General features: G+C 73.4%; 20 protein-coding genes. 8 read left to right on the plus strand and 12 right to left on the minus strand.

The window, feature by feature from the left end:
• Positions 1–2: 2 nt before the first annotated feature.
• From AC068A_RS26430 to AC068A_RS26440, 3 genes are all read left to right on the plus strand, one after another.
• Entirely contained in the window at positions 3–2,579 is a 2,577-nt protein-coding gene (locus AC068A_RS26430; RefSeq protein ID WP_478588733.1) for a bifunctional FO biosynthesis protein CofGH, read from the plus strand.
• A gap of 331 nt (positions 2,580–2,910) precedes the next feature.
• Positions 2,911–4,170 (plus strand): ADP-ribosylglycohydrolase family protein, encoded by a 1,260-nt coding sequence (locus AC068A_RS26435; RefSeq protein WP_478588734.1) that lies wholly within the window; start codon positions 2,911–2,913, stop codon positions 4,168–4,170.
• A gap of 73 nt (positions 4,171–4,243) precedes the next feature.
• Entirely contained in the window at positions 4,244–5,104 is an 861-nt protein-coding gene (locus AC068A_RS26440) for an LLM class F420-dependent oxidoreductase (protein ID WP_478588735.1), read from the plus strand.
• A 117-nt stretch (positions 5,105–5,221) separates the two neighbouring features.
• Here the strand turns inward: AC068A_RS26440 and AC068A_RS26445 are convergent, their stop codons facing one another.
• The 4 genes from AC068A_RS26445 to AC068A_RS26460 all read right to left on the minus strand — a co-directional run bounded on the left by AC068A_RS26445 (position 5,222) and on the right by AC068A_RS26460 (position 9,305).
• Complete coding sequence (locus AC068A_RS26445; RefSeq protein WP_478588736.1) at positions 5,222–6,316, minus strand: amidinotransferase; 1,095 nt, start codon at positions 6,314–6,316, stop codon at positions 5,222–5,224.
• Between the two features lie 106 nt (positions 6,317–6,422).
• Entirely contained in the window at positions 6,423–7,214 is a 792-nt protein-coding gene (locus AC068A_RS26450) for a bestrophin-like domain (RefSeq protein ID WP_478588737.1), read from the minus strand.
• 31 nt (positions 7,215–7,245) lie between these two features.
• Positions 7,246–7,623, minus strand: a complete 378-nt coding sequence (locus AC068A_RS26455) for a hypothetical protein (RefSeq protein WP_478588738.1) — start codon at positions 7,621–7,623, stop codon at positions 7,246–7,248.
• 101 nt (positions 7,624–7,724) lie between these two features.
• Entirely contained in the window at positions 7,725–9,305 is a 1,581-nt protein-coding gene (locus tag AC068A_RS26460; protein ID WP_478588739.1) for an APC family permease, read from the minus strand.
• Between the two features lie 311 nt (positions 9,306–9,616).
• Between AC068A_RS26460 and AC068A_RS26465 the strand changes: the two genes are divergently transcribed.
• Positions 9,617–10,294, plus strand: coding sequence for a hypothetical protein (locus AC068A_RS26465; RefSeq protein ID WP_478588740.1), 678 nt, complete (start codon positions 9,617–9,619; stop codon positions 10,292–10,294).
• Between the two features lie 100 nt (positions 10,295–10,394).
• Here AC068A_RS26465 and AC068A_RS26470 read toward each other — a convergent pair whose 3' ends face one another.
• The 5 genes from AC068A_RS26470 to AC068A_RS26490 form a co-directional block, all read right to left on the minus strand.
• Positions 10,395–11,906: an aldehyde dehydrogenase family protein gene (locus AC068A_RS26470; protein WP_478588741.1), complete on the minus strand. Its 1,512-nt coding sequence runs from the start codon at positions 11,904–11,906 to the stop codon at positions 10,395–10,397.
• Positions 11,903–13,642, minus strand: a complete 1,740-nt coding sequence (locus AC068A_RS26475; RefSeq protein WP_478588742.1) for an N-acyl-D-amino-acid deacylase family protein — start codon at positions 13,640–13,642, stop codon at positions 11,903–11,905. Before AC068A_RS26475 ends, AC068A_RS26470 begins: the two co-directional genes overlap by 4 nt.
• A 219-nt stretch (positions 13,643–13,861) precedes the next feature.
• Positions 13,862–14,995 carry an LLM class flavin-dependent oxidoreductase gene (locus tag AC068A_RS26480; protein WP_478588743.1) on the minus strand — a complete coding sequence of 378 codons (1,134 nt, stop codon included), beginning with the start codon at positions 14,993–14,995 and terminating at the stop codon, positions 13,862–13,864.
• A gap of 77 nt (positions 14,996–15,072) precedes the next feature.
• Positions 15,073–16,047 (minus strand): LLM class F420-dependent oxidoreductase, encoded by a 975-nt coding sequence (locus AC068A_RS26485; RefSeq protein WP_478588744.1) that lies wholly within the window; start codon positions 16,045–16,047, stop codon positions 15,073–15,075.
• Between the two features lie 102 nt (positions 16,048–16,149).
• A complete protein-coding gene (locus AC068A_RS26490; protein WP_478588745.1) occupies positions 16,150–16,974 on the minus strand; it encodes a L,D-transpeptidase family protein in 825 nt (274 codons plus the stop codon).
• 252 nt (positions 16,975–17,226) lie between these two features.
• On the opposite strand from AC068A_RS26490, the gene AC068A_RS26495 reads away from it, so the two are divergent.
• Positions 17,227–17,667: an NUDIX hydrolase gene (locus tag AC068A_RS26495; RefSeq protein WP_478588746.1), complete on the plus strand. Its 441-nt coding sequence runs from the start codon at positions 17,227–17,229 to the stop codon at positions 17,665–17,667.
• A 42-nt stretch (positions 17,668–17,709) separates the two neighbouring features.
• Here AC068A_RS26495 and AC068A_RS26500 read toward each other — a convergent pair whose 3' ends face one another.
• Together AC068A_RS26500 and AC068A_RS26505 are read right to left on the minus strand one after the other, a co-directional pair.
• Positions 17,710–18,546, minus strand: a complete 837-nt coding sequence (locus tag AC068A_RS26500; protein ID WP_478588747.1) for a trypsin-like serine peptidase — start codon at positions 18,544–18,546, stop codon at positions 17,710–17,712.
• Between the two features lie 83 nt (positions 18,547–18,629).
• Positions 18,630–19,850 (minus strand): amidohydrolase family protein, encoded by a 1,221-nt coding sequence (locus AC068A_RS26505; RefSeq protein WP_478588748.1) that lies wholly within the window; start codon positions 19,848–19,850, stop codon positions 18,630–18,632.
• 132 nt (positions 19,851–19,982) lie between these two features.
• On the opposite strand from AC068A_RS26505, the gene afsR reads away from it, so the two are divergent.
• The 3 genes from afsR (at position 19,983) to AC068A_RS26520 (ending at position 24,510) form a co-directional block, all read left to right on the plus strand.
• Complete coding sequence (gene afsR, locus AC068A_RS26510; protein ID WP_478588749.1) at positions 19,983–23,045, plus strand: SARP-family global regulator AfsR; 3,063 nt, start codon at positions 19,983–19,985, stop codon at positions 23,043–23,045.
• Positions 23,046–23,233: 188 nt separating this feature from the next.
• The gene (locus tag AC068A_RS26515) at positions 23,234–23,461 is read left to right on the plus strand and encodes a hypothetical protein (RefSeq protein WP_478588750.1); all 228 of its coding nucleotides are present in this window, start codon (positions 23,234–23,236) and stop codon (positions 23,459–23,461) included.
• A gap of 317 nt (positions 23,462–23,778) precedes the next feature.
• Positions 23,779–24,510 carry a class I SAM-dependent DNA methyltransferase gene (locus AC068A_RS26520; protein ID WP_478588751.1) on the plus strand — a complete coding sequence of 244 codons (732 nt, stop codon included), beginning with the start codon at positions 23,779–23,781 and terminating at the stop codon, positions 24,508–24,510.
• Positions 24,511–24,569: 59 nt separating this feature from the next.
• On the opposite strand, the gene AC068A_RS26525 is transcribed toward AC068A_RS26520, so the two are convergent.
• Positions 24,570–26,174, minus strand: coding sequence for a FadD3 family acyl-CoA ligase (locus AC068A_RS26525; protein ID WP_478588752.1), 1,605 nt, complete (start codon positions 26,172–26,174; stop codon positions 24,570–24,572).
• Between the last annotated feature and the right edge of the window lie 190 nt (positions 26,175–26,364).

A 26,364-nucleotide genomic window follows, 5' to 3' on the forward strand; every position in this document is an offset into this window, starting at 1 on the left:
GCATGACCCCTCCGAGTGACGTCCCGACCCAGAACGCGATGCGCCGCGCGCTCCGGCGCGCCCGTGACGGCGTCGCGCTCGACGCGACCGAGGCAGCCGTACTGCTCCGGGCGCGCGGCGAGGACCTGGAAGACCTCACCGCGTCCGCCGCGCGGGTCCGCGATGCCGGACTCGCGGCGGCCGGCCGCCCCGGCGTGATCACCTACTCGAAGAGCGTCTTCATACCCCTCACGCGCCTCTGCCGCGACAAGTGCCACTACTGCACCTTCGTCACCGTCCCCGGGAAGCTGCGCCGCGCTGGCCACGGGATGTACATGTCCCCGGACGAGGTCCTCGACATCGCCCGCCGCGGCGCCGCCCTCGGCTGCAAGGAAGCCCTGATCACCCTCGGGGACAAGCCCGAGGACCGCTGGCCCGAGGCCCGCGAATGGCTGGAGGCGCACGGCTACGACGACACCATCTCCTACGTGCGGGCCGTCTCCATCCGGATCCTGGAGGAGACCGGCCTGCTGCCGCACCTGAACCCGGGCGTGCTGAGCTGGGCGGACTTCCAGCGGCTCAAGCCGGTCGCCCCCTCGATGGGCATGATGCTGGAGACCACCGCGACCCGCCTGTGGTCCGAGCCCGGCGGCCCCCACCACGGCTCCCCCGACAAGGAGCCCGCCGTCCGGCTGCGGGTCCTGGAGGACGCCGGACGCTCCTCCGTCCCCTTCACCTCCGGCCTGCTGATCGGCATCGGGGAAACCCACGAGGAGCGCGCCGAGTCGCTGTTCGCGCTCCGGCGCACGGCCCGCGCGTACCACGGCATCCAGGAGCTGATCATCCAGAACTTCCGCGCCAAGCCGGACACGGCGATGCGCGGCATGCCGGACGCCGACCTCGACGACCTCGTCGCCACCGTGGCCGTGGCCCGGCACATCATGGGCCCGTCGGCCTGCCTCCAGGCCCCGCCGAACCTCGTCGACGGGGAGTACGCCCGCCTCATCGGCGCCGGCATCGACGACTGGGGCGGGGTCTCCCCGCTGACCATCGACCACGTCAACCCCGAACGGCCCTGGCCCCAGATCGAGCGGCTCGCCGAGCAGTCCGCGGCCGCCGGCTTCGAACTGCGGGAACGACTCTGCGTCTACCCGGAGTTCGTCGGCCGCGGCGAGCCCTGGCTCGACCCCCGCCTGCTGCCGCACGTACGGGCCCTCGCCGACCCGGAGACCGGCCTCGCCCGGCCCGACGCCGAGGTGGTCGGCCGGCCGTGGCAGGAGCCGGAGGAGGCGTTCACCGCCACCGGGCGCACCGACCTGCACACCGCCATCGACACCGAGGGCCGCACCGGCGACCGCCGCGAGGACTTCGACCACGTCTACGGCGACTGGGAAGCACTGCGCGAGAGCGCCGCGCCCGGCATGGCCCCCGAGCGCATCGACACCGACGTACGGGCCGCCCTCGCCCGGGCCGCCGACGACCCCACGAGGCTCACCGACGCCCAGGCGCTGGCCCTGCTGCACGCGGACGGGCCCGCGCTGGACGCGCTGTGCCGGATCGCGGACGACCTGCGCCGTTCGGTGGTGGGCGAGGACGTCACCTACATCGTGACGCGGAACATCAACTTCACCAACGTCTGCTACACCGGCTGCCGCTTCTGCGCGTTCGCGCAGCGCCGCACCGACGCCGACGCGTACACGCTGTCGCTGGAGCAGGTCGCCGACCGGGCCGCACAGGCCTGGGACGTGGGTGCGGTCGAGGTGTGCATGCAGGGCGGCATCCACCCGGACCTGCCGGGGACGGCGTACTTCGACATCGCGCGGGCGGTGAAGGAGCGGGTGCCGGGCATGCACGTGCACGCCTTCTCCCCGATGGAGGTCGTCAACGGCGCCACCCGCACCGGCATGTCCGTACGGGACTGGCTGACCGCGGCCAAGGAGGCCGGGCTGGACTCCATCCCCGGCACGGCGGCGGAGATCCTCGACGACGAGGTCCGCTGGGTCCTCACCAAGGGCAAGCTGCCGGCGGCCGACTGGATCGACGTCGTCACCACCGCCCACGAGCTCGGCATCCGGTCCTCCTCGACCATGATGTACGGGCACGTGGACCAGCCGCGGCACTGGCTCGGGCACCTGCGCACCCTGGCCCGCATCCAGCAGCGGACGGGCGGGTTCACCGAGTTCGTGACGCTGCCGTTCATCCACACCAACGCGCCCGTCTACCTGGCGGGCATCGCCCGGCCCGGCCCGACGGTCCGCGACAACCGGGCGGTGACGGCGATGGCCCGGCTGCTGCTCCACCCGCACATCACCAACATCCAGACGAGCTGGGTGAAGCTGGGCGCGGAGGGCGCGGCGGAGATGCTCCGCTCGGGCGCCAACGACCTGGGCGGGACGCTGATGGAGGAGACCATCTCGCGTATGGCGGGGTCGGGTTACGGCTCGTACAAGTCCGTCAAGGACCTGGTCGCGGTCGCCGCGGCCGCGGGTCGGCCGGCCCGGCCCCGCACGACGCTGTACGGGGAGGTGCCGGAGGAGCGGCAGCGCGCGGCGGCCGCCTCGGACGGGCACCTGCCGGAACTGCTGCCCGTACTGGACTGACGCGGACCGCTGTGGCGGTGACGGCAGCCGCCGCGAGGAGGGCCTTCTTCCCCGCCGGCGGGGCTCCGGGCGGGCGGGGAGCACCGCGCGAACAGGGCATGGCCGAAAACGGTCACCCCGAAGGCGAGTGGCACAACGCGCCGCTCGGCTGTTCCCGCACGCCCGCGCCCCGCCCGGCACGGGCCCCCCGCGCCCACCCGTATTCGCCACAGGACACGATCCGGCCTTTCTCCCCTCACCCAAGAGCCTCTCGATCGTCTTCCTCCGGTTCTGATCGGGCATGTCCACTACAGTGCGCGCCAGAGCAGGCGGGCAGTCGGGGGGCAGCGCGATGGACACGGCAACCAACACCGGGACGGACACCACCACGCCCGGAACCGCCCCGGCGGCCGACCCGGCGCCCCGCCCGGCCACCGCGCCGGCCCGCCCGGCCGGCGGCACCCTCGGCGGCCGCTCCCCCCTCGCCGCCGGCCTCTGGGGCCGCACCGAACAACAGGACTTCCGCAGCCGCGTCCGCGGCACCCTCCTCGGCTCCGCCATCGGCGACGCCCTCGGCGCCCCCGTCGCCGGGCTCTCCCTCGACGGCATCCGCAGCACCCACGGCCCGGCCGGCCTGACCGAACCCGCGCCCGCGGACGGCCGCCGCGGCACCGTCACCTCCTGCACCCAGCTCACCCTCTTCACCGTCGACGGCCTGATCCGCGCCCACGTACGCCGCGACACCGGCGCCTGGCACCCGCCCACCGACGTCCACCGCGCCTACCTGCGCTGGGCCGCCACCCAGCACGACTGGGGCCCCGACGAACGCCGCGAGGACGACGGCTGGCTCGCCCGCCAGGAATGGCTCTACGCCCGCCGCAGCCCCGACCGCGCCTGTATGACCGGCTTCGCCGACACCACCCGCGGCACCCTCGACCGCCCCAAGAACCCCACCGCCCGCGGCGCCGCCGCCACCACCCGCTCGGCCCCCTTCGGACTGCTCGTCGGCTGGGAGCCCGCCCTCGTCCTCCAACTCGCCGTCGAATGCGCCGTCCAGAGCCACGGCCACCCCACCGCCTACCTCTCCGCAGCCGCCTTCGCCGTCATCGTCCACGGCCTCACCCGCGGCGACACCCTCGACACCGCCACCCAGCGCACCCTCGGCCTCCTCGGCAGCCGCTCCGGCCACCAGCCCGTCACCGACGCCCTCCAGCGCGCCCTCACCGCCGCCACGGCCGCGGACGCCCCCTCCCCCGAGGCCGTCGAATCCCTCTCCGCCGACGAGGGCCGCGGCGGCGAGGGCCGCGGCGCCGAGGACGCCCTGGCCGTCGCCGTCTACTGCGCCCTCGTCGCCGAAGACTTCCCCCACGGCCTGCGGCTGGCCGTCAACCACGGCGGCGACTCCGCCGCCGCCGGCGCACTGTGCGGGGCCCTCCTCGGCGCCCTCCACGGCGAAACCGCCCTCCCGGGCGCCTGGCTCGCCGGCCTGGAAGGGCGCGCCACCCTCCTGGAACTCGCCGACGACTTCGCCCTGGAGATGAACCAGGGCCCGACCCTCCACGGCCCCGGGGTCTGCGCCCCGGCCTGGCTGGCCCGCTACCCGCGCGCCTGACCGGCCCGCCCCCTGCCGCCGACCGGCGGATCCCCGTACCGTGGCCTCACACGTCACGGAGGTGCCCTCGCCCATGCGGATCGCCACGACCGTCTTCCTGACCGACCGGACCGTCACCCCCGTCCGCCTCGCCCGCAGTCTGGAGGAACGCGGCTTCGCCGGCCTCTACCTGCCCGAGCACACCCACATCCCCGTCACCCGGGACACCGCGGCCCCCATGGGGGGCGACCTCCCCGAGATGTACGGGCGCACCCTCGACCCCTTCGTGGCCCTCGCCCAGGCCGCCGCCGTCACCGAACGGCTGCGCCTCGGCACCGGCATCACCCTGGTCGCCCAGCACGACCCGATCGTCCTCGCCAAGCAGATCGCAAGCCTGGACCACCTCTCCGGCGGCCGCCTCACCCTCGGCGTCGGCTACGGCTGGAACGTCGAGGAGGCCGCCGACCACGGCGTCGACTGGCGCACCCGCCGCGAACTGGTCCGCGACCGCATGGCGTTGATGCGCACCCTGTGGGCCCCCGAGCCCGCCGCGTACGTCGGCCAGTACTCCTCCGTCCAGGCCAGCCAGGCCCACCCCAAACCGGTCCAGCCCCCGCGCGAACTCGGCCCGGGCCAGCCCCTCCACGGCCCGCGCACCCTCCTCGGCGGCGCCGCCGGCCCCAAGCTCTTCGCGTCCATCGCCGACCACGCCGACGGCTGGCTCCCGATCGGCGGCGGCGGCCTGACCGAATCCCTACCGGTCCTGCGCCAGGTCTGGGAGGCCGCGGGCCGCGACCCGAAGGCCCTCCACGTCGTCCCGTACGCGGTCCGCCCCAACCCCGGCAAGCTCGCGCACTACAGGGACCTGGGCATCGAGGAGGTGGTCCTCCAACTCCCCTCGACGGACGAACCCGAAATCCTGCGCGCCCTGGACGACTACGCGCAGTACCTCTGACCGACCGGTGTGCTCCGCGCAGGTCCGCGCCGAGCCGAAGGCAGGAATCGCAACCGCCCGTACCGAAGCGGCGCGGTCACCGGCGCGCCGGAACCGGGACCGTCGCCCCGACGGCCCTCACGGGAAGTACGACTCGAGCGTCCCGCGGCGCCGCACGTCCAGCGTCGCGCAGTGGAACGAGCCTGCGAACGGGGCGTAGTGCAGGAAGTCGCACGGGATCGGCTCGAAGCCCCACCGTTCCAGCGCGCGCAGCATGCGGGTGTGGTGGCGGTCCGCGATCACCCGCCTCTCGTCGACCATGAGGACGTTCATGCTCAGCCACTTGCCGCACAGTGACGTGACCTTGAGCAGCCGCCCGTCGGGCGGCGTGGGCTCGGGGGCGACCAGGACGTCCCACGAGCGCAGCACCTCGGGCAGGCGGTCGACGTCGACGTACTCGGGGTTGACCAGCACCTTGCCGGGCGCGAGCGGGAGGAACGTCGTGTCGATGTGCATGGGCGTGCGGCAGCGGCTCTCGATCTCGTGGATGCGGTACTCCGGTCCGAGATGGCGGCGCAGCCATGCGACGCCCAGGCCGTTGGTGACGTTGCTGCGCGTGACGAACAGGTCGCGGCCCGCCCGTACGAAATCCGCGGCATCGAACACCGGCTCGAATTCGGTGAGGATGTACCGCATGGGCTCCCCGGGCCTGGGGATGCGGAAATCCGAATCGAACAGCTCGTCGGTGAGCTGCGGCCTGGGGGCCGCCGTCCAGCGCGCGCCGCGCCGGAAGTAGTCCTTCAGGATCGTGCGGTAGGAGTGGGTCTCGAAGTACCGGCACGGCCATGCCATCGGGGTCTCGATGATCTCGTCGCCGATCACCAGCATGCTGTCCCGCGGACAGCTGTTGCCGAAGCCGCGTGACGACCAGTCGGGCGTGCCGTACTGCCGGGCGTGGTCGACCGGGTCCGGTCGCCTGACGGTGATGCCGAGCGACTCGAGGAGCGCAACGAACTGGTCGAGCTCCTGCTGCGCGGGCTCGACCAGCACGCGCGGGTACTTGCGGCCGGCGGCGAGTCTCTGCAGCCGCTCCGCCCACGGCGGGATGTTGCAGGAGACGACCGGATGGCTGGAGGGGATCGTCATGTCGTTCAGCCGCCCGACGATGACCTCCTCCAGCGGATCCCACTCATTGTGGGAGTTGACCGGCGAGGCCGGGCGTTCCGCACCCATCACCACTCCCTCACGTTATCCAACGCGGGGCCCGGCGGCCCTCCGAAACGCAGTCGGCCTCCGATGCTCACCCACGCCACGGCCACCTCCACCACCACCGTCACCGCTACCGCGCCCAGAACGGAGCCAGGGCGGCCTCCTTGTACGGGGCCGGGCTCACGCTCAGCTCCCCCGCGAAGGGCCGGTCCAGGACCATCACCAGCAGCAGGCTGAAGCCGATCAGCCCGGCCACCGCCGAGACGAACAGCAGCTGCATCTTCAGGCTGCGCAGTCCGAACAGGAAGGTGAGCGGGAGGATCACCAGCGCGCCCCCGTACACCAGCAGTTGGAGCAGCATCGGCAGGGAGGTCTCGGCCATGGCGACGCGGGCCCGGCGCTGGGCGGCGACGTCGCCCAGGCGGTCGGCGGCCTGCTCGTAGAAGGTGGTGCTCCGCGCGCCGGTGGGCTCGTACGCCTGGAGCGCCTGGTACAGGCCGTGGGTCTGTTGTGCGGTGGCGTCGTAGCTGGGCCGGCCCTCGCGCATCAGCGGCCACTGCACTTCGACGACGGCGTGGACGTACTCGCCGACCGCCTGCTCGACCCGGGCGCGCTCTTCGGGTGGGAAGGCCTCGGCGCTGCGGACGATCAGGGCGAGGTCGGTGGCCTCGGCGGAGACGACGCTCTGGGCGTTCTCGAGCTGGGTCCAGAGGGTCACGACCACGAACGCGAGGATGATGCCGTAGATCGCGCCGAACATCCCGAGCGCGACGCCGACCATTTCGTTGTGCTCGCCGCCCGCCAGGTGGGGGAAGCGGCGGCGGGCGGCGAGGCTGCCGGCGACGGCCAGGCCCGTGAAGCCGCCCACCAGGAGGAGGCCGAGGGTGAGGGTGGAGAAGGAGTTGAGCAACCACAGGATCATGTGTTGACCAACGATCGACCCCCTGGGCCGGCTACTTGGCCGACGGCGCCTGCGCCACCTGCAGGGCGTTCCCGGCGCCGGTGGACCGGGCTGCGGCGCCGGCCACGGTGCCGGTGACGGCCAGGGCGGTCTTGGTGTCCTGTACGGCCTGGCCGGGGTGGTCGACGATGCCGCCGACGCGCTGGGCGAGCGGGGCGGCCGCCTGGAGGGTGGTGCTGTCGGCGTGGGCGGCGCCGGCGGCGAGGCCGAGGGCTCCGGAGGAGAGGGCGAGGGCGGCGAGACCGCGCTTCACGGCGCTCGCGGCGCTCCCGGTGCCCGCTGCGCCCTTGGCGTGCTTCGCGTGCTTGGCGTGCTTCGCGTGCTGGGCGGTCTTGGGGTTCTTGGCGTTCTTGGCGTTCTTGGCGTCCATGCCCGGTCAAACGATCCGCCGGGCCCGGGGGTCACCCCGGGCCCGGCGGAGCGCGGCGGCTCGCCCCGGCGGCCCGCCCCCCTCGGCCTCGGTCCTCGGGCTCAGTCCTCGACCACCAGCGACGGCGTCGACTTCGTCAGGACCTCGCCGCGGAAGAAGGCCGGGCTGCGGCGCTCGGTCACCGCCATGACGACGAGGCCGAGGCCCAGCAGGCCGACGCCGATGATGAAGACGCTGCCGACGCCGAGGACGGTGGAGCCGGAACCGTACGCCGGGTCCCACATGTCGATGAGGGTCTTGAGGAAGACGGCGGCCAGCAGCAGTCCGCCCAGGACCGGGAAGACGCCCTTGAGGAACAGGTCGCGGGCGCTGCGGCGCAGCTCGCCGCGGAAGTACCAGGCGCAGGCGAAGGCGGTCAGGGAGTAGTAGAAGCAGATCATCAGGCCGAGCGCGAAGATCGTGTCGGTGAGGACGTTCTCGCTGACCAGGGTCATCACGGTGTAGAAGGCGCCGGTGGCGACGCCCGCCATGACGGTGGCGCGGCCGGGGGTCTTGAAGCGCGGGTGGACCTTGGCGTAGGCGGGCGGCAGGGCCTCGTACGTGGACATGGCCAGGACGGTGCGGGCGACCGGGATGAAGGTGGTCTGGAGGGAGGCGGCGGCCGAGGCGAGGACTGCGACGAAGAGCAGGACGCCGAGGACGGGGCCCATGACGGGTCCGGCGAGGGCCGCGAAGACGTTGCCGGAGGTGTCGGGGTTGGCGAGGCCGAGGCCGGTGGAGCCGGAGCCGACGGCCATCTGGGCGGCGATGCCGGTGGCCAGGTACGAGCCGACCAGGACGACCATGGCGATGAGCGAGGCGCGGCCGGGGGTCTTGGCGGAGCCGGTGGTCTCCTCGTTGGTGGCCAGGCAGGCGTCCCAGCCCCAGTACATGAAGATCGAGAGGGAGAGTCCGGCGGTGAAGGCGCCCATGGACTCGACGGCGAAGGGGTTCATCCACTGCCAGGAGAAGTCCAGGCCGGTGTCGAAGGCCCCGGCGCCGGTGGGGCCGGCGACGCCGCCCGTGGTGGCCTGCTGGAAGGCCATGACGACGAACACGGCGAGGACGGCGAGCTGGAGGCCGACCAGGGCGTACTGGACGCCCTTGGTGGCGGTCATGCCGCGGTAGCTGATGGCGGTGGCGACGGCGACGAGTGCGAGACAGGTCGCGATGTGGACGAGCTTGTTGTCGTCGAGGGCGGCGACCGATTCGCTGCCGGTGATCTCGCCCGCCAAGAGCCAGAAGTAGGACGTGGCGACGCCGGCGAGGTTGGAGAGGACGATGATCGTGGCGATCACCAGGCCCCAGCCGCACATCCAGCCGATCCGCGGGCCGAAGGCCTTCACGGTCCAGGTGAAGGAGGTGCCGCAGTCGGGCATGGCCTTGTTGAGCTCCCGGTAGGCGAAGGCCACCAGGAGCATCGGCAGGAAGCCGGCCAGGAAGACCGCGGGCATCTGGACGCCGACCTCGCCGGCTGTGGAGCCGAGGGTCGAGGTCAGGCAGTAGACGGGGGCGACGGTGGAGATGCCGATGACGGCGCTGCCCACCAGTCCCACGGACCCCTTGCCGAGGCCCTTGCCGCGTACGTCGGCGACGTCGCGTGCCGTGTCTTCGGCTCGGGGCCGAACGTCCAGCTGAGTCATGCCACAGGACGGTAGATCCTGCGGTTTCCATATCCGGAGGACTTCGATCCGGATCTTGGGACGGCCCACCCCCTTGGAATCCTGAGGCCTGGACCGTTCACGATTCCGCAATAAAAGGTTCATGCGGCGGTGTTACCCACGGTTCAGAGGACTCCTGAACCGGGTTCCGGTATACGGAAACCGCAGCGGTGCCCGTTTTGTCCGTTCCAAAACTTTCCCGTGCCGGTTTTCGGCCGCGGCGTTTGGCGCGGACATGCCGGTCGGCCTAGGCTCCCGGCGATCAAGGACATCGACACGGGGGACACACGGTCATGCACTTCAGGACACCCACCAGGACGGCCGCCAGGACGGTCACCGCCACCGCCACGGCCCTCGCCGCGCTCCTCACCCTCACCGCCTGCGGAGGCGACGAGGACGCCGCCGTCGGCTCGGGCATCGCCGCGATCGGCGGACTCGAAGGCGGGAACGGAGGCTCCGGCGACGGCGGGGCCGCGAAGAAGGGCAACGGCCTGGGCTTCAAGGGACTGGCCAAGGCCGGCTCGATGGCGGAGGCCGCCCGCATCATCAACGGCTACACCAAGTGCGACCGGATCAGCTCCACCAAGAGCGACTCGTCGAGCTCCAACAGCGACCCGGACGCCAAGTACGACAGCAAGACGTACTCCGTCACCGAGCGCGGCTACTGCGGACGCCGCAACGTCACCGCCATCTTCATGATCAAGGACCCCAAGGTCTTCCAGGCCGCCATCAAGGCCGAGGCCGAGAAGGACCACGCGAACGGCAAGACCGGCAACATCAACAGCGGCCCCATCGTCGGCCAGGACTTCGCCACGGGATCCGAAAGCTCGGACGCCATGAGCGCCCTGCTCGCCCCCGGGAGCGGAATGCTCGTGCTCAACTGCCACCCCGGCTTCAACCCGCCGAGCGGATTCCGCAAGGAGCCGTCCCTGGTGAAGGGCTGCGTCCTCACCGACTACTACAAGGACTGACACCACCGGAGCGGGCCGGGGCGGACAGGGCGGGGCCGGGCCGGGCGGAAGACGCCGGAGCGGGCCGGCCCGGCCCCGCCCGGCCCGATGCCCGCCTCCCTCAGCCCGCCCAGACGATCGACTGCACCTCGCTGTACGCGTGCAGCGCGTACGAGCCGACGTCACGGCCGACCCCGGAGCGCTTGAAGCCGCCGAACGGCGCCTCCATGTTCCGGCCGATCGTGTTGACCCCGACCCCGCCCGCCCGCAGCCTGCGCGCCACCCGGAACGCGCGCGCCGCGTCCCCGGACCACACGTAGCTCAGCAGCCCGTAGTCGCTGTCGTTGGCCAGGGCGACGGCCTCGTCCTCCCCGCCCTCGAACGGCACGACCACCACGACCGGCCCGAATATCTCCTCCCGGACCACCCTCATATCGCCCGTGCAGTCCACCAGCAGCGTCGGCGCGACATAGAACCCGCGCCCCCCGGCACCGCCCACCACCGGGCGCGCTCCGCCGTACGCCAGGCGCGCGCCCTCCTTCCGGCCCAGCTCGATGTACGCCTCCACCCGGTCCCGGTGCGCCGCCGAGATCACCGGGCCGACGACCGTGCCCGGTGCCGCCGGGTCGCCGACCTTCATGTGGCCCAGGTAGGCGGTCAGCTTCTCGACCAGCTGCGCGTACACCGCCCGGTGCGCGATCACCCGGGTCGGGGCGGTGCAGATCTGGCCGCTGTAGAAGGAGAAGGTGGTGCCGATCCCGGCCACCGCCGCGTCCAGGTCCGCGTCCTCGAACACGACCGCCGCGCCCTTGCCGCCCAACTCCATCAGCTGCCGCTTCATGGACCGGCCGCAGACCTCCGCGATGCGCTGCCCGACCGCCGTGGAGCCGGTGAAGGACACCATGTCCACGTGGCGGGAGGCGACCGCCGCCTCGCCGACCTCCACCGCCTGCCCGCCGACCACGTTGACCACGCCCCGCGGCACGCCGGCCTCCGCCAGCGCCTCGGCCATCCGGAACACCGACAGCGGATCCTGCGGGGCCGGTTTGACCACCACCGTGTTGCCCATGGCCAGGGCCGGGGCCACCTTGCCCGCCGGGTTCGCCCACGGGTTGTTGTACGAGGTGATGCAGGCGACCACGCCGACCGGCTGGCGCACCTCCAGCGCCCCCAGCACGGCCGCCCTCCCCATCGGCCCGGCCTCGGTGACCTGCGGCGGGAGTCCCCGCTCGACCGGCTCCAGGGCGCCCTTCGCGTACCGCCGGAAGCGGGCCGCCCCCACCCCGACCTGCATGCCGCGCGCGATGGCCGTCGGGGCGCCCGTCTCCGCCCGGGCCAGCTCCGCCCACGGCTCGAACTCCCGCCGGATGACGTCCGCGGCCCGGTCCAGGACCGCCGCCCGCTCCTCCGGCCGCGTCCGCGACCAGCCCTCGAAGGCCTCGGCCGCCGCCGCGGCCGCCTCCAGGACCTGCGCGGGCGAGGCCTCCGGCGCGAGGCCGACGACCGACTCGTCCGCCGGGTTGACCACCTCGTAGTGGCCGCCCGCCGGCTCCACCCACTCGCCGCCGATGAACAGGCGCCGGCCCTGCTGCCGCCCCCGCTGCCCGCCGGCCACCTGCCGCCCGCCGGTCACCTGGTGCTCACCGTCCTCGTGTCCCGGCCCGACCGGAGCACGGTCCCCGGGACCGCGCCCGTCACCCGGTCGTCCCGTACCGTCTCGACCCCGTTGACCCGCACCGACCCGATCCCGACTCCCCGCGCGTCCAGCCGCGGACTGTTGCCCGGCAGGTCGTGCACCAGGGTCGCCGGCCCGGCCTCGATCCGCTCCGGGTCGAACAGCACCAGGTCCGCGTACCAGCCCTCGGCGATCCGGCCGCGCCCGCGCAGCCCGAACAGCCGGGCCGGGTCGTCCGTGAGCATCCGCACCGCCTGCTCCAGCGGCACCAGCTTGCGGCCGCGCAGGCAGTCCCCGAGGAACCGGGTGGTGTACGGGGCCCCGCACATCCGGTCCAGGTGCGCGCCCGCGTCCGAACCACCGAGCAGGACGTCCTCGTGCTGCCAGGCCTCGGCGCGCAGCGCCCAGCTCGCCGGGTCGTTGTCGGTCGGCATCGGCCACAGCACCGTACGCAGGTCGTCGTCGGCGCAGATGTCCACCAGGCACGCGAAGGGGTCCCGGCCGCGCTCGGCCGCGATGTCGCCGACGACCCGGCCGGTGAGCCCCTCGTTCTCCTTGCTGTACGTGTCCCCGATGACGTACCGCCCGAAGTCGGCCAGGCGGCGGAACACCCCGGCCTCCTTGCCGGCGGCGCGGCGCAGCAGCTCCGCCCGTACGCCGGGGTCGCGCAGCCGTGCGATCCGCTCGGGCACGGGCAGGCCGAGGACCTCGCCCCAGCCGGGGATCAGGTTGAGCGCGCAGAAGGTGCCGAGCGACATGTTCATGGGGGTGAGGATCGGCATCGTCAGCGCGACGATGCGGCCGCCGGCCTTGCGGGCGCGCTCGCTGGGGAGCAGCTGGCGCGGGACGCGTTCGGGGACGGCGGAGTCGATGGTCAGCACGTTCCAGTTGAGCGGGCGGCCGGCGGCGGCGCTCATCTCGACGAGCAGGTCGATCTCGGCGTCGGAGAACCGGTCGAGGCAGCCGGCGACGATGGCCTCCAGCTGGGTGCCCTCGTGTTCGCCGACCGCCCGGGACAGGGCGATCAGTTCGGCGGGCTCGGCGTGCCGGGAGGCGACGGGGGCGCCGTCCCCGTCGGAGTGGGTGGCGGACTGGGTGGTGGACAGGCCCCAGGCGCCCGCGTCCATGGCCTCGTGGAGGAGGGAGACCATCTGCTCCAGCTGGGCGGGGGTGGGCCGGCCGCCGATGGCGTCCTCGCCCATGACGTGGCGGCGCAGCGCGCAGTGGCCGACCATGAAGCCCGCGTTGACGGCGATCCGCCCTTCCAGGGCGTCGAGGTACTCGCCGAAGGAGGACCAGGTCCAGTCGACGCCCTCCTCCAGGGCGGCGAGGGCCATGCCCTCGACCTTGCTCATCATGCGGCGCGTGTAGTCGGCGTCCTCGGGGCGGGCCGGGTTGAGCGGGGCGAGGGTGAAGCCGCAGTTGCCGCCGGCGATGGTGGTCACGCCGTGGTTCATGGAGGGGGTGGCGTACGGGTCCCAGAACAGCTGGGCGTCGTAGTGGGTGTGCGGGTCGACGAAACCGGGGCAGAGGACGAGACCGGTGGCGTCCTCGCCGGTGCGGGCCTCCTCGGTGACGGTACCGGGGGCGCCGATGACGGCGATGCGGCCGTCGCGGATGCCGACGTCGGCGGTGTACCGGGGGGATCCGGTGCCGTCGACGACGGTGGCTCCCCTGATCAGGTGGTCGAGCATGACGGGTGGCGTCCCTTCTCCTCTTCCCTGCTTCCCGTTCCCTGCGTGCCGATCGGGGACGTCCCGGGTGTGCCCGGGGCTCCCGCTTCGGTCGCCTCCCGCTTCGGCAGCCGGCCGGGGCGGGGGGCAGGCCGCTGCCCCCGCACCCCGGCCGGTTCCGCGGGGCCGGGGCCCCCGGGACGGCGGTCCGGGAACCCGCCGTCCCCGCTCCACCGCCGGTCAGGCGCCCGCGTCGGCGCCCTGGCGGAAGCGGGTGGTGCGGTGCACCGGGTCGGTGTCGATCTCCGGGATCACGTGCTCGCCGATCAGCTTGATCGTGGTCATCGTGTCCTCGTACGAGACGCCGGTCGGCAGGCCGAAGGAGAGCTGGTCGGCCCCCGCCTGCTCCCACCGCTTGCACTGGGCGAGGACCTCGGACGGGTCCCCGCAGATCAGCAGCTCCTCGGCGATGAGGAGCTCGATGATCTCCGCGTTGTACTCGGGCAGGATCTCGGGCCACTGCGGGATCGCCTCGGGCCGCGGGAAGGTGTCGTGGTAGCGGAAGACCAGCGACTGGAAGCGGTTCATGTTGGCGTTGACCGCGATCTCGACCGCCTTGTCGTGGGTCTCCGCGCAGATCGCCGTCGAGGTGACCATCACGTTGTCGTTGACGAAGGCGCCGATGGCCTCCGCCTCCCGGACCGCCGTCTTGTACTGCTCCAGCACCCACTCCATGTCGGAGACCTTCTGGACGCTGAACCCGAGCACCCCGAGGCCCTTCCTCGCCGCCATGGCGTACGAGGACGGGGACCCGGCGGCGTACCACATGGCCGGGTGGGCCTTGCCGTACGGCTTGGGGAAGACCTTGCGCGGGGGCAGCGACCAGTGCTTGCCCTGGAACCCCTCGTATTCCTCCTGGAGGAACATCTTGGGGAACTCGGCGATGGTCTCCTCCCACATCTCCTTGGTGTGGTTCATGTCCGTGACGCCGGGCAGGAAGCCGAGGATCTCGTGGCTGCCCGCGCCGCGGCCGGTGCCGAACTCGAAGCGGCCCTTGGAGAGGTGGTCGAGCATGGCGACCTTCTCGGCCACCTTGACCGGGTGGTTGACGGGCGCCAGGGGGTTGAAGATGCCGGAGCCGAGGTGGATGCGCTCGGTGGCGTGGGCGAGGTAGGCGAGGAAGACCTCGTTCGCCGACAGGTGCGAGTACTCCTCCAGGAAGTGGTGCTCGGAGGCCCAGGCGTACTTGAAGCCGGACTTGTCGGCCTGGATGACGTACTCGGTCTCCTCGATCAGCGCCTTGTGCTCCGCCGCGGGGTCGACCTTGGACCGCGCCTCAGGCACGTATCCCTGCACGAAGAGCCCGAATTCCAAGGGGGTTCACCGTCCTCTGGTTTCTGACGCACCGTCAGATTGGATGGGTCGACTGTTCCACCGCGGGGGCGGGAGCGTCAAGCCTGTGCTCCTGGTCGTGGTCGCCAGTCGTTGAGGAGGGGCGCCACCTCGGCCCCGAACGCGGCGATCTGGTCGGTCAGCTCGGCGCGATCGCGGCTGCGGAAGCGCACCTGGATCTGGTCGACGCCCAGCGCCCGGTACTCGCGCAGCGACTCGGCGAGCACCTCCGGCTTACCGGCCAGGGCGCGGCGGCCGGTGTCCCAGGCGGGCTCGCCGACGTACAGCGCCTCGGTGATCGCACCGACCTCGAACGGCTCCGCGATCCCGGCCGCCTCCCGGAGCTCCCTGATCCGGGCGATCTGCGCGGGCAGCCGGTCCCGCGGGTCGCCCTGCGGCAGCCAGCCGTCACCGCGGACGGCCGCCCGCCGCACGGCGGCGGGCGAGGAGCCGCCGACCCAGACGGGGATCCGGTCCTGGGCGGGCCGGGGCCGCTGGCCGAGGTCCCGGAAGGAGAACCGCTCCCCCTCGAAGGCCGGGAACTCCTCGGGCCCGAGGGCCGCGCGGAGGGCGTCCAGGGTCTCGTCGAGCAGGGCGCCGCGCCCGGCGAAGCCGACGCCGAGGATCTCGAACTCCTCCCGGACGTGGCCCGCGCCGACGCCCAGGATCAGCCTGCCGCCCGAGAGGTGGTCGACGGTGGCGTACTGCTTGGCGCTCAGCAGCGGGTGCCGCAGGCCCAGGACCGCGACGTGGCTCAGCAGCCGTACGCGTTCGGTGACCCCGGCGAGGAAGGCGAGGGTCGCCACCGGGTCGTACCAGAGGGTACTCATGGGGCCGGCGAGGCGGCGCGGGATGGCGACGTGGTCGCAGGTGGCGACGTATCCGAACCCGGCCCGGTCGGCGGCCCGGGCGACCTCGGCGAGGTCGGCGGGGCCGGCCGAGGCCTCCCAGGCCTCGGCGTACAGGGTGCTCTGCGACTGGATCGGGAGCTGCATCCCGTACGCCAGCCGGCCTTCCGGAAACACGCGCGCCATACCGTCCCCCGCCTCGATGCTCTGTCCGGCTCGTCCGGGCGTCGGGGGCCATCGTCATACCTGACGATGCGTCAGACAAGGGCGTGGGGGAGCCTGCCGGGGTCAGAAGCCCTGCGGGCCCATGGCGATGACCGGCTTCGCTGCCGGGTCGAGCGTGTTCAGCACCTTCCACATCGCCTGCCTCGAGATCCCGACGCAGCCCTGCGACGGGCCGTCGTGGTCCACGTGCAGCCAGATGTTGCCGCCCTTGCGCTCGCCCTCCGGCTTCGTCGGGTCCAGCGGCGACACCCCGCGCTTGCGGTTGAAGTCGATCGCGACGACGTAGTCGAAGGAGCCGGCCAGGGGCTCCCCCTCCACCCCGTGGCCGGAGGCCGTGAAGGCCCGGCTGCGGTCGTACGGCAGCCTCGTCCCCGGCGGCTTCGGCAGCAGGCCGCCGGCGTCACTCAGCGAGAACACCCCTACGGGGGACGTGAGATCCCCGTAGCTGCGCTCCGCCGACCACCCCCTGGCTCCGGTGCGTGCGGGCCAGCGCCCGGCCAGGACCCACTCGGCTCCGGCGGCAGGGCGGGTGTAGAGGGCGGCGGTGGCGTACGAGGAATCCCTCGCCCTGCCCGTGACCAGGATCAGCTGGAGGGAGTCCGCCGGGATCCGGGCCAGGGTCTGCTCGCTGATGCCGGAAAGTCCCTGCAAGCCGTACCACCTGGCCTCACGCCCGGCGCGGCCGTCTGCGGCGGCGGCCGCTGCGGCAGGGCGGTCGTCGGTGGCGCTGTGGGCCCGCGCCTCGGCGCTGCCGGGCGCGTCCTGGACGGCGTGGAACCAGGCCGCCGTGCAGGCCAGCAGGCCGACCGCGGCAGCGGCGCCGACCCCGGCCCCGGCACGCGCCGCCGCACGGGGCCGGGGAAAGCCGACTCGGGCGAACTTGCTCATTCCCCCGACCGTACACAGCACAAGGCCCCCGGACCGCAGACGTCAACCTCCCGGGGGGTGTCGGGGTGACGGGGGTGACGGCGGGGGGAGAGGAGGGGATGCACACAGCCGGGGCAGGCCGGCGGCGGCGGTTGCGGCGATCGGGATGCCCGCCGGTCCGCCGGCTTCGGCGCGTCGTGCTCGGCGTCGCGCGGAGCACGCTCCCCGCCCGCTGCCCCTTGTCTCAGAGGCATGGCGTCGTACGCTCGGGGGATGAGAACTCCCAGGTACGCAGCGCGCATTGTGGTTCTGGATCCCGGTGGGTCGGTGTTCCTGTTCCGCGAGGACAACGTCGAGGTCGGCATTCACTGGCTGCCGCCCGGCGGGGGGATCGATCCCGGGGAGACGCCCGAGGAGTGTGTGCGGCGGGAGCTGCGGGAGGAGACCGGGTGGACCGACCTCCTGCCGCAGCGGCTGCTGTGCACGTGGGAGCACGACTTCACCCACGAGGGCGTGCCCGTGCGCCAGCACGAGCACATCTACGTCACCACCGGCCCCCGTCGCGATCCCGTGCCGGAGGAACCCGACGCGCACTGGCGGTGGTTGTCCCAGGAGGCGCTGGCCGGGCTCGGGGAGCCGTCGTGGCCGCCGCGGCTGGCCGAGTTGCTGGCAGAGGGGGGCGGGGAGCCGGTTCATCTGGGGCTCGTGGGCTGATTCCGTTCCCCCGCGTTGCCGCCCGGGTCGCCTGTCGGCCCCTCAGCCCCGGGTCCCCGCGCCTCCCGTGGCCCGTGCGTACAACGTGGCCGCGTAGTCGCCGAGGACGGTGCTGGTCGAGACGTCGTCGGTGTCGCCGCCGGTCAGGATGCCGATGATCCTGCCGTCGCGGGCGAGCCAGGCGCTGCCGCTCGTGCCGTCCGGGAAGTCCGCGCAGTCGAAGCGCTGCCGGGTCGGGGTTTCGCGGACCGCCGTGGCCGTGCAGGTGCGCGGGACCTTGCGGTCGGAGGGGTAGCCGGTGACGGTGACCTGCTCGCCGGCCCGGCCGGTGGTGTCCAGGGGGGCGGCGCCGGTGACGTCCTCGATGTTGCGGCCCGAGGCGTCGGGGGCGAGGCGGGCGAAGGCGAGGTCGTAGTCGTCGTCGGAGCCGTCGGACCAGCGGCTGTCCTCGAAGACCTCCTCGATCTTCCAGGAGCCGTACGGGGCAGCCCCGTTCGCGTACGCGGGTGCGAAGACGGCGCCGCGGTCGGCGGCGTTGCCGGAGAGCAGGCAGTGCCCGGCCGTGACGATGAGGTTCTTGCCGGGGCTGCGGACCACGGTTGCCGTGCAGAAGTGATCACCCGGCACGCCGCCCTCGAACAGGGCTCCGGTGAAGGCCGCCGGGGTGCCCGGCTTGGGCGTTCCGGAGGTGGTCAGCTGCGGCTGCTTCGGTGATTGCGTTCGCGAAGTCGGGCTCGGCGAGGGCTGCACCGGGGCCGCCGCCCCGACCCGGGTGTCCGGCCGGCTTCCCGGGTCCGGCACCACTTTGGTCATGGCGGCCGACGCGCCGACCGCCGCTATCGTGCACAACACCCCGGTCACCAAGGTCCGCTTGTCCATCACTGCCGCCCCTTCAGCTTTGCTCTGGCGAAGCATGCCTTGGTGGTCCGCTCACCCGCAAGGGGACGGCCGCTCACCGTCCGCTACGCGCCCGCCCAGAGGCCCTCCGGGGTCAGGCCCAGCAGCTCGATGGCGTTGCCGCGGACGATGCGTTCGACCACGTCCGGGGCGAGGTGGCCCATCTGGGCCTCGCCGACCTCGCGGGACTTCGGCCAGGTGGAGTCGGAGTGCGGGTAGTCGGTCTCGTACAGGATGTTGGCCGCGCCGATGGCGTCGAGGTTGCGCAGGCCGAAGGCGTCGTCGAAGAAGCAGCCGTAGACGTGTTCGGCGAAGAGCTCCGAGGGCGGGCGCAGGACCTTGTCGGCCACTCCGCCCCAGCCGCGGTTCTCCTCCCAGACCACGTCGGCGCGTTCCAGGATGTACGGGATCCAGCCGATCTGGCCCTCGGCGTACATGACGCGGAGGTTCGGGAAGCGTTCGAACTTGCCGCTCATCAGCCAGTCGACCATCGAGAAGCAGCAGTTGGCGAAGGTGATGGTGGAGCCGACGGCGGGCGGGGCGTCGGCGGAGGTGGACGGCATGCGGCTGGAGGAGCCGATGTGCATGGCGATGACGGTGCCGGTCTCGTGGCACGCCTGGAGGAAGGGGTCCCAGGCGTCGGTGTGGATCGAGGGCAGCCCCAGGTGCGGGGGTATCTCGGAGAAGGCGACGGCGCGTACGCCGCGGGCCGCGTTGCGGCGGACCTCGGCGGCGGCGAGGTCGGCGTCCCAGAGCGGGATGAGGGTGAGGGGGATGAGCCGGCCGCGGGCTTCGGGGCCGCACCACTCCTCGACCATCCAGTCGTTGTAGGCGCGTACGCCGAGGAGCCCGAGTTCGCGGTCCTTGGCCTCGGTGAAGGTCTGGCCGCAGAAGCGGGGGAAGGTGGGGAAGCAGAGCGCGGACTGGACGTGGTTGGCGTCCATGTCGGCGAGGCGTTCGGGTACGGAGAAGGAGCCGGGGCGCATCTGCTCGTAGGTGATCACCTCGAGCCGGATCTCGTCGCGGTCGTAGCCGACGGCGGTGTCGAGGCGGGTGAGGGGGCGGTGGAGGTCCTCGTAGACCCACCAGTCGCCGATCGGTCCGGGGTCGCCCTTGGCGCCCATGACGGGGGCGAACTTGCCGCCGAGGAAGGTCATTTCCCTGAGCGGGGCGCGAACGATCCGGGGTCCGGTGTCGCGGTGTCGGGACGGGAGCCGGTCCTGCCAGACGTGCGGGGGTTCCACCGTGTGGTCGTCCACCGAGATGATCTTCGGGAAGGTCTCCATGGCCCTCACGGTAGCGTCAATCTGACGTACCGTCAGCTAATTGGGGAGTGATCGGTTCGACACGGGCTGACGGGTACGAGCGAGACAGGGCAGACTGACCCTTACACCGACGGAAGGCAGGGGGGACGACAGATGGACGGCATACCGGCCATCCCGCACCAGCGGAACCACCCCGAGGCAGCCCGGCGCGCCCCCCGGACCGCCCAGGCCGCCCCCGGGCCCGCAGCCCCGGAGGCCGGGCCGCCCGCGCGCACCGCCGCGCCCGCGCCCGCGCCCGCAGCCGCACCCTCCCCCGGCTCCCGCTTCGCCGTCCTCGGTCCGATCCGCGCCTGGCGCGGCAGCGAGACCCTGCCCTCCGGCACCCCCCAGCAGCGCGCCCTGCTCGCCGTGCTGCTGCTGCGCGACGGCCGCACCGCCACCGCGCCCGAGCTGATCGACGCCATCTGGGGCGACGACCCGCCGCAGCAGGCCCTCGCCACCATCCGCACGTACGCGTCCCGCCTGCGCAAGGTCCTCGACCCGGGCACCCTGGTCACCGATGCCGGCGGCTACGCCATCCACACCCCCACCAGCACCCTCGACCTCGGCGTCGCCCGCAGCCTCGCCTCCGACGCCGAGCAGGCCCGCACCGCCGGCGACCGCGCCCTCGCCCGCACCCTCCTGGCCCGCGCCCTCGACATCTGGGACGGCGAACCCCTCGCCGGAGTCCCCGGCCCGCACGCCGAGACCGAACGCGCCCGGCTCGTGGAGTGGCGCCTCCAGCTGCTGGAGACCCGCCTCGACCTCGACCTGGAAGTCGGCCACCACGCCGAGGCCGTCTCCGAGCTCACCGCCCTGACCGCCGCCTACCCGCTGCGGGAGCGGCTGCGCGAGCTGCTGATGCTCGCCCTGTACCGCAGCGGCCGGCAGGCCGAGGCCCTCGCCGTGTACGCCGACACCCGCCGCCTCCTCGCCGACGAGCTCGGCGTCGACCCGCGGCCCGAGCTGGCCGCGCTCCAGCAGCGCATCCTGCGCGCCGACGCCGAACTCGCCTGCGCCGAGGCCCCGGCCCCGGCCGCCGCGCCCGTCCACGTCCGGCCCGCGCAGCTGCCCGCCACCGTGCCCGACTTCACCGGCCGCGCCACCTTCGTCAGCGAGCTCGGCGCCATCCTGTCCGCCGCCGACGGCCAGATCATGGCCGTCTCCGCGCTCGCCGGCATCGGCGGCGTCGGCAAGACCACCCTCGCCGTGCACGTGGCGCACGCCGCCCGCCCGCACTTCCCCGACGGCCAGCTGTACGTCGACCTCCAGGGCACCGAGCCGCGCCCCGCCGAGCCCGTCGCCGTCCTCGGCTCCTTCCTGCGCGCCCTCGGCACCCCCGACACCGCCATCCCGGACACCGCCGACGAGCGGGCCGCGCTCTACCGCTCCACCCTCGACGGCCGCCGCGTCCTGGTCCTCCTCGACAACGCCCGCGACGCCGCCCAGGTCCGGCCGCTGCTGCCGGGCACCGCCGGCTGCGCCGCCCTCGTCACCAGCCGGGTCCGCATGGCGGGCCTCGCCGGGGCCCATCTCGTCGACCTCGACGTGATGAGCCCCGAGGAGGCCCTCCAGCTGTTCACCCGGATCGTCGGCGCCGAGCGCGTCGCAGCGGAACGCCAGGCCGCCCTCGACGTCGTCGGCGCCTGCGGCTTCCTCCCCCTCGCCATCCGCATCGCCGCCTCCCGCCTGGCCGCCCGCCGCACCTGGACCGTCTCCGTCCTCGCCGCCAAGCTCGCCGACGAGCGCCGCCGCCTCGACGAGCTCCAGGCCGGCGACCTCGCCGTCAAGGCCACCTTCGAGCTGGGCTACGGCCAGCTCGAGCCCGCCCAGCAGCGCGCGTTCCGCCTCCTCGGCCTCGCCGACGGCCCCGACATCTCGCTGGCCGCCGCGGCCGCCGTCCTGGACCGGCCCGAGCACGACACCGAGGACCTCCTGGAGGCTTTAGTCGACTGCTCCCTCCTGGAATCCGCCGCCCCCGGCCGCTACCGCTTCCACGACCTCGTACGCCTCTACGCGCGTGCCTGCGCCGAGCGCGACGAGCAGCCCGCGACCGAGCGGGACGCCGCCCTCGACCGGCTGCTCGACTTCTACCTCGCCACCGCCTCCGCCGTGTACGCCGTCGAACGGCCCGGCGACCGGCTGCCCGCCCACCTCGCGGCCACCCACCACCCCGGCCTGCGCTTCACCGAGCCCCGCGCCGCCCTGGACTGGCTGTACGCCGAGGCCGACCCGCTGCTCGCCTGCGTCCGGCAGTCCTCCGTACGCACCACCGGCCGCGCCGACGTGCTGCGCCGGGCCGTGGACCTGCTGTGGGCGGCCAAGGACCTCGCCGAGTCCGGCGCCAACTCCAAGCAGTACGAGTCCGCCGCCGCGGCCCTGCGCGACGCGGCCCGCGCCGCCGAGGACCCGCACGCCGAGGGCCGCGCCCGCACCGCCCTGACCAACGTCCACCTCGTCGCCGGCCGGTTCGCCGAGGCCGACGACGAGGCCCGGCAGGCCATGGTCCTGGCCCGCGAGGCCGGCGACCCGCTGCCCAGCTGCTGGGCGCCCAACGACCGCGGGATCATCGCCCTCTACCAGGCCCGCTACGCCGACGGCGAGCGCTACCTGCTGGAGGCCATCGACAACTTCCGCGCCGACGCCAACCACATCGGCGAGGCCAGCGCCCTGTGCAACCTCTCCCGCATCCACGTGGAGCTGGGCCGGCTGACCAGCGCGATCGAACTCGCCGAGCAGGGCATCGCCATATACGACCGGATGGGCCTGACCCTGCGCCTGGCCAACGGCCGGTACGCGCTCGGCATCGCCCTCACCCAGGCCGGGCGGCTCGCCGAGGCGCAGGCGCAGCTCACCGAGGCGCTGTCCCTCTTCCACGACAACCGCCAGCCCCTGTGGGAGGGCGTGACGCACTTCCGGCTGGCCGAGGCCCACCTGGCCGCGCACCGGCCCACGTTGGCCGCCGCCCACGCCGAACAGGCCATCGCGCTGCGCGGGATCGGCGGCGAGTGGCGCCGGGCCACCGTGCTGACCGTGCTGGGCAAGGCCCTCCAGCGGCTGGGGCAGCGGGACCGGGCGCGGGCGTGCTGGCGGGACGCGGAGTCCGTCTTCGAGGGGCTCGGATCGCCGGAACTGGCCGAGGTACGGGCCCTGCTGGCCTCGGAGCTCGCCGCCTGATCCGGCGGTGGCGAGCCCGCACCGGGCGGGAGTTGAACGGAGGCATTCATCGTTCGTTTATCGCCTCCCGGCACCATGGACGCATCGACTCACCGCGTCGGGGGCGCGGGAGTCCGCTGGAGGACCGCCCGTTCGGCGGTCCGCGGGGGAATCGCCGAACGGGCCCTAGCCATCCATCAGGAGATCCGATGACGACGAACGAGAACATCCTGCAGAACGAGAGCGACATCATCCCGCTCGACAACCACGCGTCGGGGATCGAGATCAAGCCGGTCGACGGCCCCGCCGCAGCGGACGCCGACATCACGCCGATGGACAACCACGCCTCCGGCATCGCGATCAAGCCGGTCGACAAGCCGGCTGCGGACGAGGAGATCGTCTCGCTGGACAACCACGCGTCCGGCCCGCGTCCGTAACCGGGCGGTTCCCGCGCGGCCGTCCCACGGGGGATACGGGGGATACGGGGGACGGCCGCGCGCAGGGAACACGGGGGTACGGGGGGTACGGGGGGTACGGGGGAATCCCAAGGGGAGCGCCGGGGTCACGGGGGACCCGGCGCCACCACGGGGGAAGCAAGACCACGGGGGAGCACAACGCAGGAACGGCGGCCGCGGTGGCCCGGAGGGGGAGCCACCGCGGCCGCCGCGTGCGTACGTGCAGGCGCGGGTGCGTACGCAGGCGGGGGTGGTCGGCCGCCGGGTCGGGCGCACCGGTCCGCGACTACGCTGGGACCGTGTTCACCTCCCAGGGGCCGAGCCTGCGCGAGCTCGCCGTACAGGCCTTCTCGTCGGTCGAGCGGGGCTACGACCTGCTCGCGCCGAAGTTCGACCACACGCCGTTCCGCACGCCGGACCGCATGCTCGACGCCGTCGAGGAGGCGCTCGCCCGGTACGAGGGCTCCTTCGGCTCCGGCCTGGACGTCTGCTGCGGCACGGGCGCGGCCCTCGGGATGCTCCGCCGGCTGTGCCGGGACCGGGTGACCGGTGTGGACCTGAGCGCGGGCATGCTGGCCGAGGCGGAGCGGCTGCACGGCGGCGACGGGGTCGACCTGCTGCGGGCCGACGCGCGGGCGCTGCCGCCCGGGCTCGCGGACACGTACGACCTGGCGGTCAGCTTCGGGGCGTTCGGGCACTTCCTGCCGGCCGAGCGGCCCGCCCTCTTCGGCGATGTCCACCGCGCGCTGCGCGCGGGCGGCGTGTTCGCCTTCCCGATCGGGGCGCCGATCCCGCCGACCTCCCCGCTGTGGTGGGCGGTGGCGGGCTTCGACGCGGCGATGCGCGTCCGCAACGCGGTGTGGCGGCCGCCGTTCGTCATGTACTACCGGACGTTCCCCTGGGGCGGGGTCCGCGCGGACCTGCGGGCGGCCGGCTTCACGGTGGAGACCGTGCCGTTGGAGCCCTTCGGGCGCCGCCCGGACGGCAGCCCGCGCTGGCGGCTGGTCCTGGCCCGCAAGGACGCCCGGTAGCACCGGTCGAACCGGCGGGCGGACGGGCGGACAGGCGGGCGGGTCAGCGGGCGGACGGGTCAGCGGGCGCGGAGCTCCCGCTTGAGGACCTTGCCGCTCGCGTTGCGCGGGAGTTCGGTGAGGAACTCCACGGCGCGCGGGACCTTGTAGTTGGCCATCTCCCGGCGGGACCAGGCGATCAGGTCGTCGGCGGTGAGCGTGGAGCCCGGGCGGCGCACCGCGTACGCCTTGCCGACCTCGCCGAGGCGGTGGTCGGGGACGCCGACGACCGCCACGTCGGCGATGTCCGGGTGCAGGCCGAGGAGTTGCTCTATCTCGGCGGGGTAGGCGTTGAAGCCGCCGACGATGAACATGTCCTTGATCCGGTCGGTGATGCGCAGGTTGCCGTCGGCGTCGAGGATTCCGACGTCGCCGGTGCGCAGCCAGCCGTCGGGGGTGACGGCCAGGTCGGTCTCCTCCGGGTCCTCGAAGTAGCCGCTCATCACGTGGTGGCCGCGCACCCACACCTCGCCCGCCTCGCCCGCGGGCAGCGCCCGGCCGTCGCCGCCGGCGATCCGGATCTCGGTGCCGGGGACGGCCCGTCCGGAGGTGGCGGCGATGACCTCGGCCGGGTCGCCGCGGCGGCACATGGAGACGATGCCGCCGGCCTCGGAGAGCCCGTAGGCGGTGAGGACGGTGTCGATGTGCAGTTCGCCGCGGAGCCGCTCGACGAGCCGCAGCGGGACGACGGCGGCGCCGGTGACGACCAGGCGGAGGGTGGACAGGTCGTGGCGGTCGCGCTGGGGGTGGTCGAGGAGGGACTGGTGGAGGGTGGGCGGGCCGGGGAGTACGGAGATCCGCTCGGCGGCGATGTTGGCGAGGGCCGTGTCCACGTTGAAGACGGGCTGGGGGACCATCGTGGCGCCGCGCATCAGGCAGGCGAGGATGCCGGCCTTGTAGCCGAAGGTGTGGAAGAAGGGGTTCACGATCAGGTAGCGGTCGCCCTCGCGCAGTCCGGCGAGCTCGCTCCACACCTCGTAGCAGCGCAGGGACTGGGCGTGGGTGATGACGGCGCCCTTGGGTCTGCCGGTGGTGCCCGAGGTGAAGATGATGTCGGAGGGGTCTTCGGGGCGGATGGACGCGGCGCGCCGGCGGACGGCCCCGGCGGGTACGGAGTCACCGCCGGCCAGGAAGTCCTTCCAGGTGCGGAAGTCCTCGGGGGCGTCGTCGGCGAGGACGACGACCTGCTCGAGGTGCGGCAGGCCGGGCAGCGGGCCGCGGCCTCCCGCGGGGCCCTGCGCGGCGGCCCGGCGCAGGGCGGCGACGTAGGAGGTGCCGAGGAAGGCGCCGGTGACGAACAGCAGCCGGGCCCGGCTGCGCTGGAGGACGTACGCCGCTTCGGTGCCCTTGAAACGCGTGTTGAGGGGGACGAGGACGGCGCCCGCGGAGACGGCGCCGAGGGCGGAGACGATCCAGTCGAGGGTGTTGGGGGCCCATACGGCGACCCGGTCGCCCGGCTCGACGCCGGCGGCGAGGGTGGCGGCCGCGGCGCGTTCGATGCGCTCGCCGAGCTGCGCGTAGCTCAGGCGGGTGCGGCCGTCGGCCACGGCCTCGCGGTCGGCGTGGCGGGCGGCGGCCGCGCGCACCAGTCCGGCGATGCTGCCCCAGCGCAGGTCGCCCCGCACGTCCTCGCCCGTGGCCCCGTGTCCCGGGTCGCGTCGCGTGTCGCATCCCGTGTCGCGTCCCGCCCCGCGTCCCGCCCCGAACCCGGTTTCGGGCCCCGGTCCGTGCCCGGATGCGCGTACGCCCTCGCCCATCGTCCGCCTCCCCACGACACCCGTAGCTGACTATCCGTCAGATTAGCTGTAGCCTTCG

It is taken from the genome of Streptomyces sp. NPDC043854 (assembly GCF_056436005.1).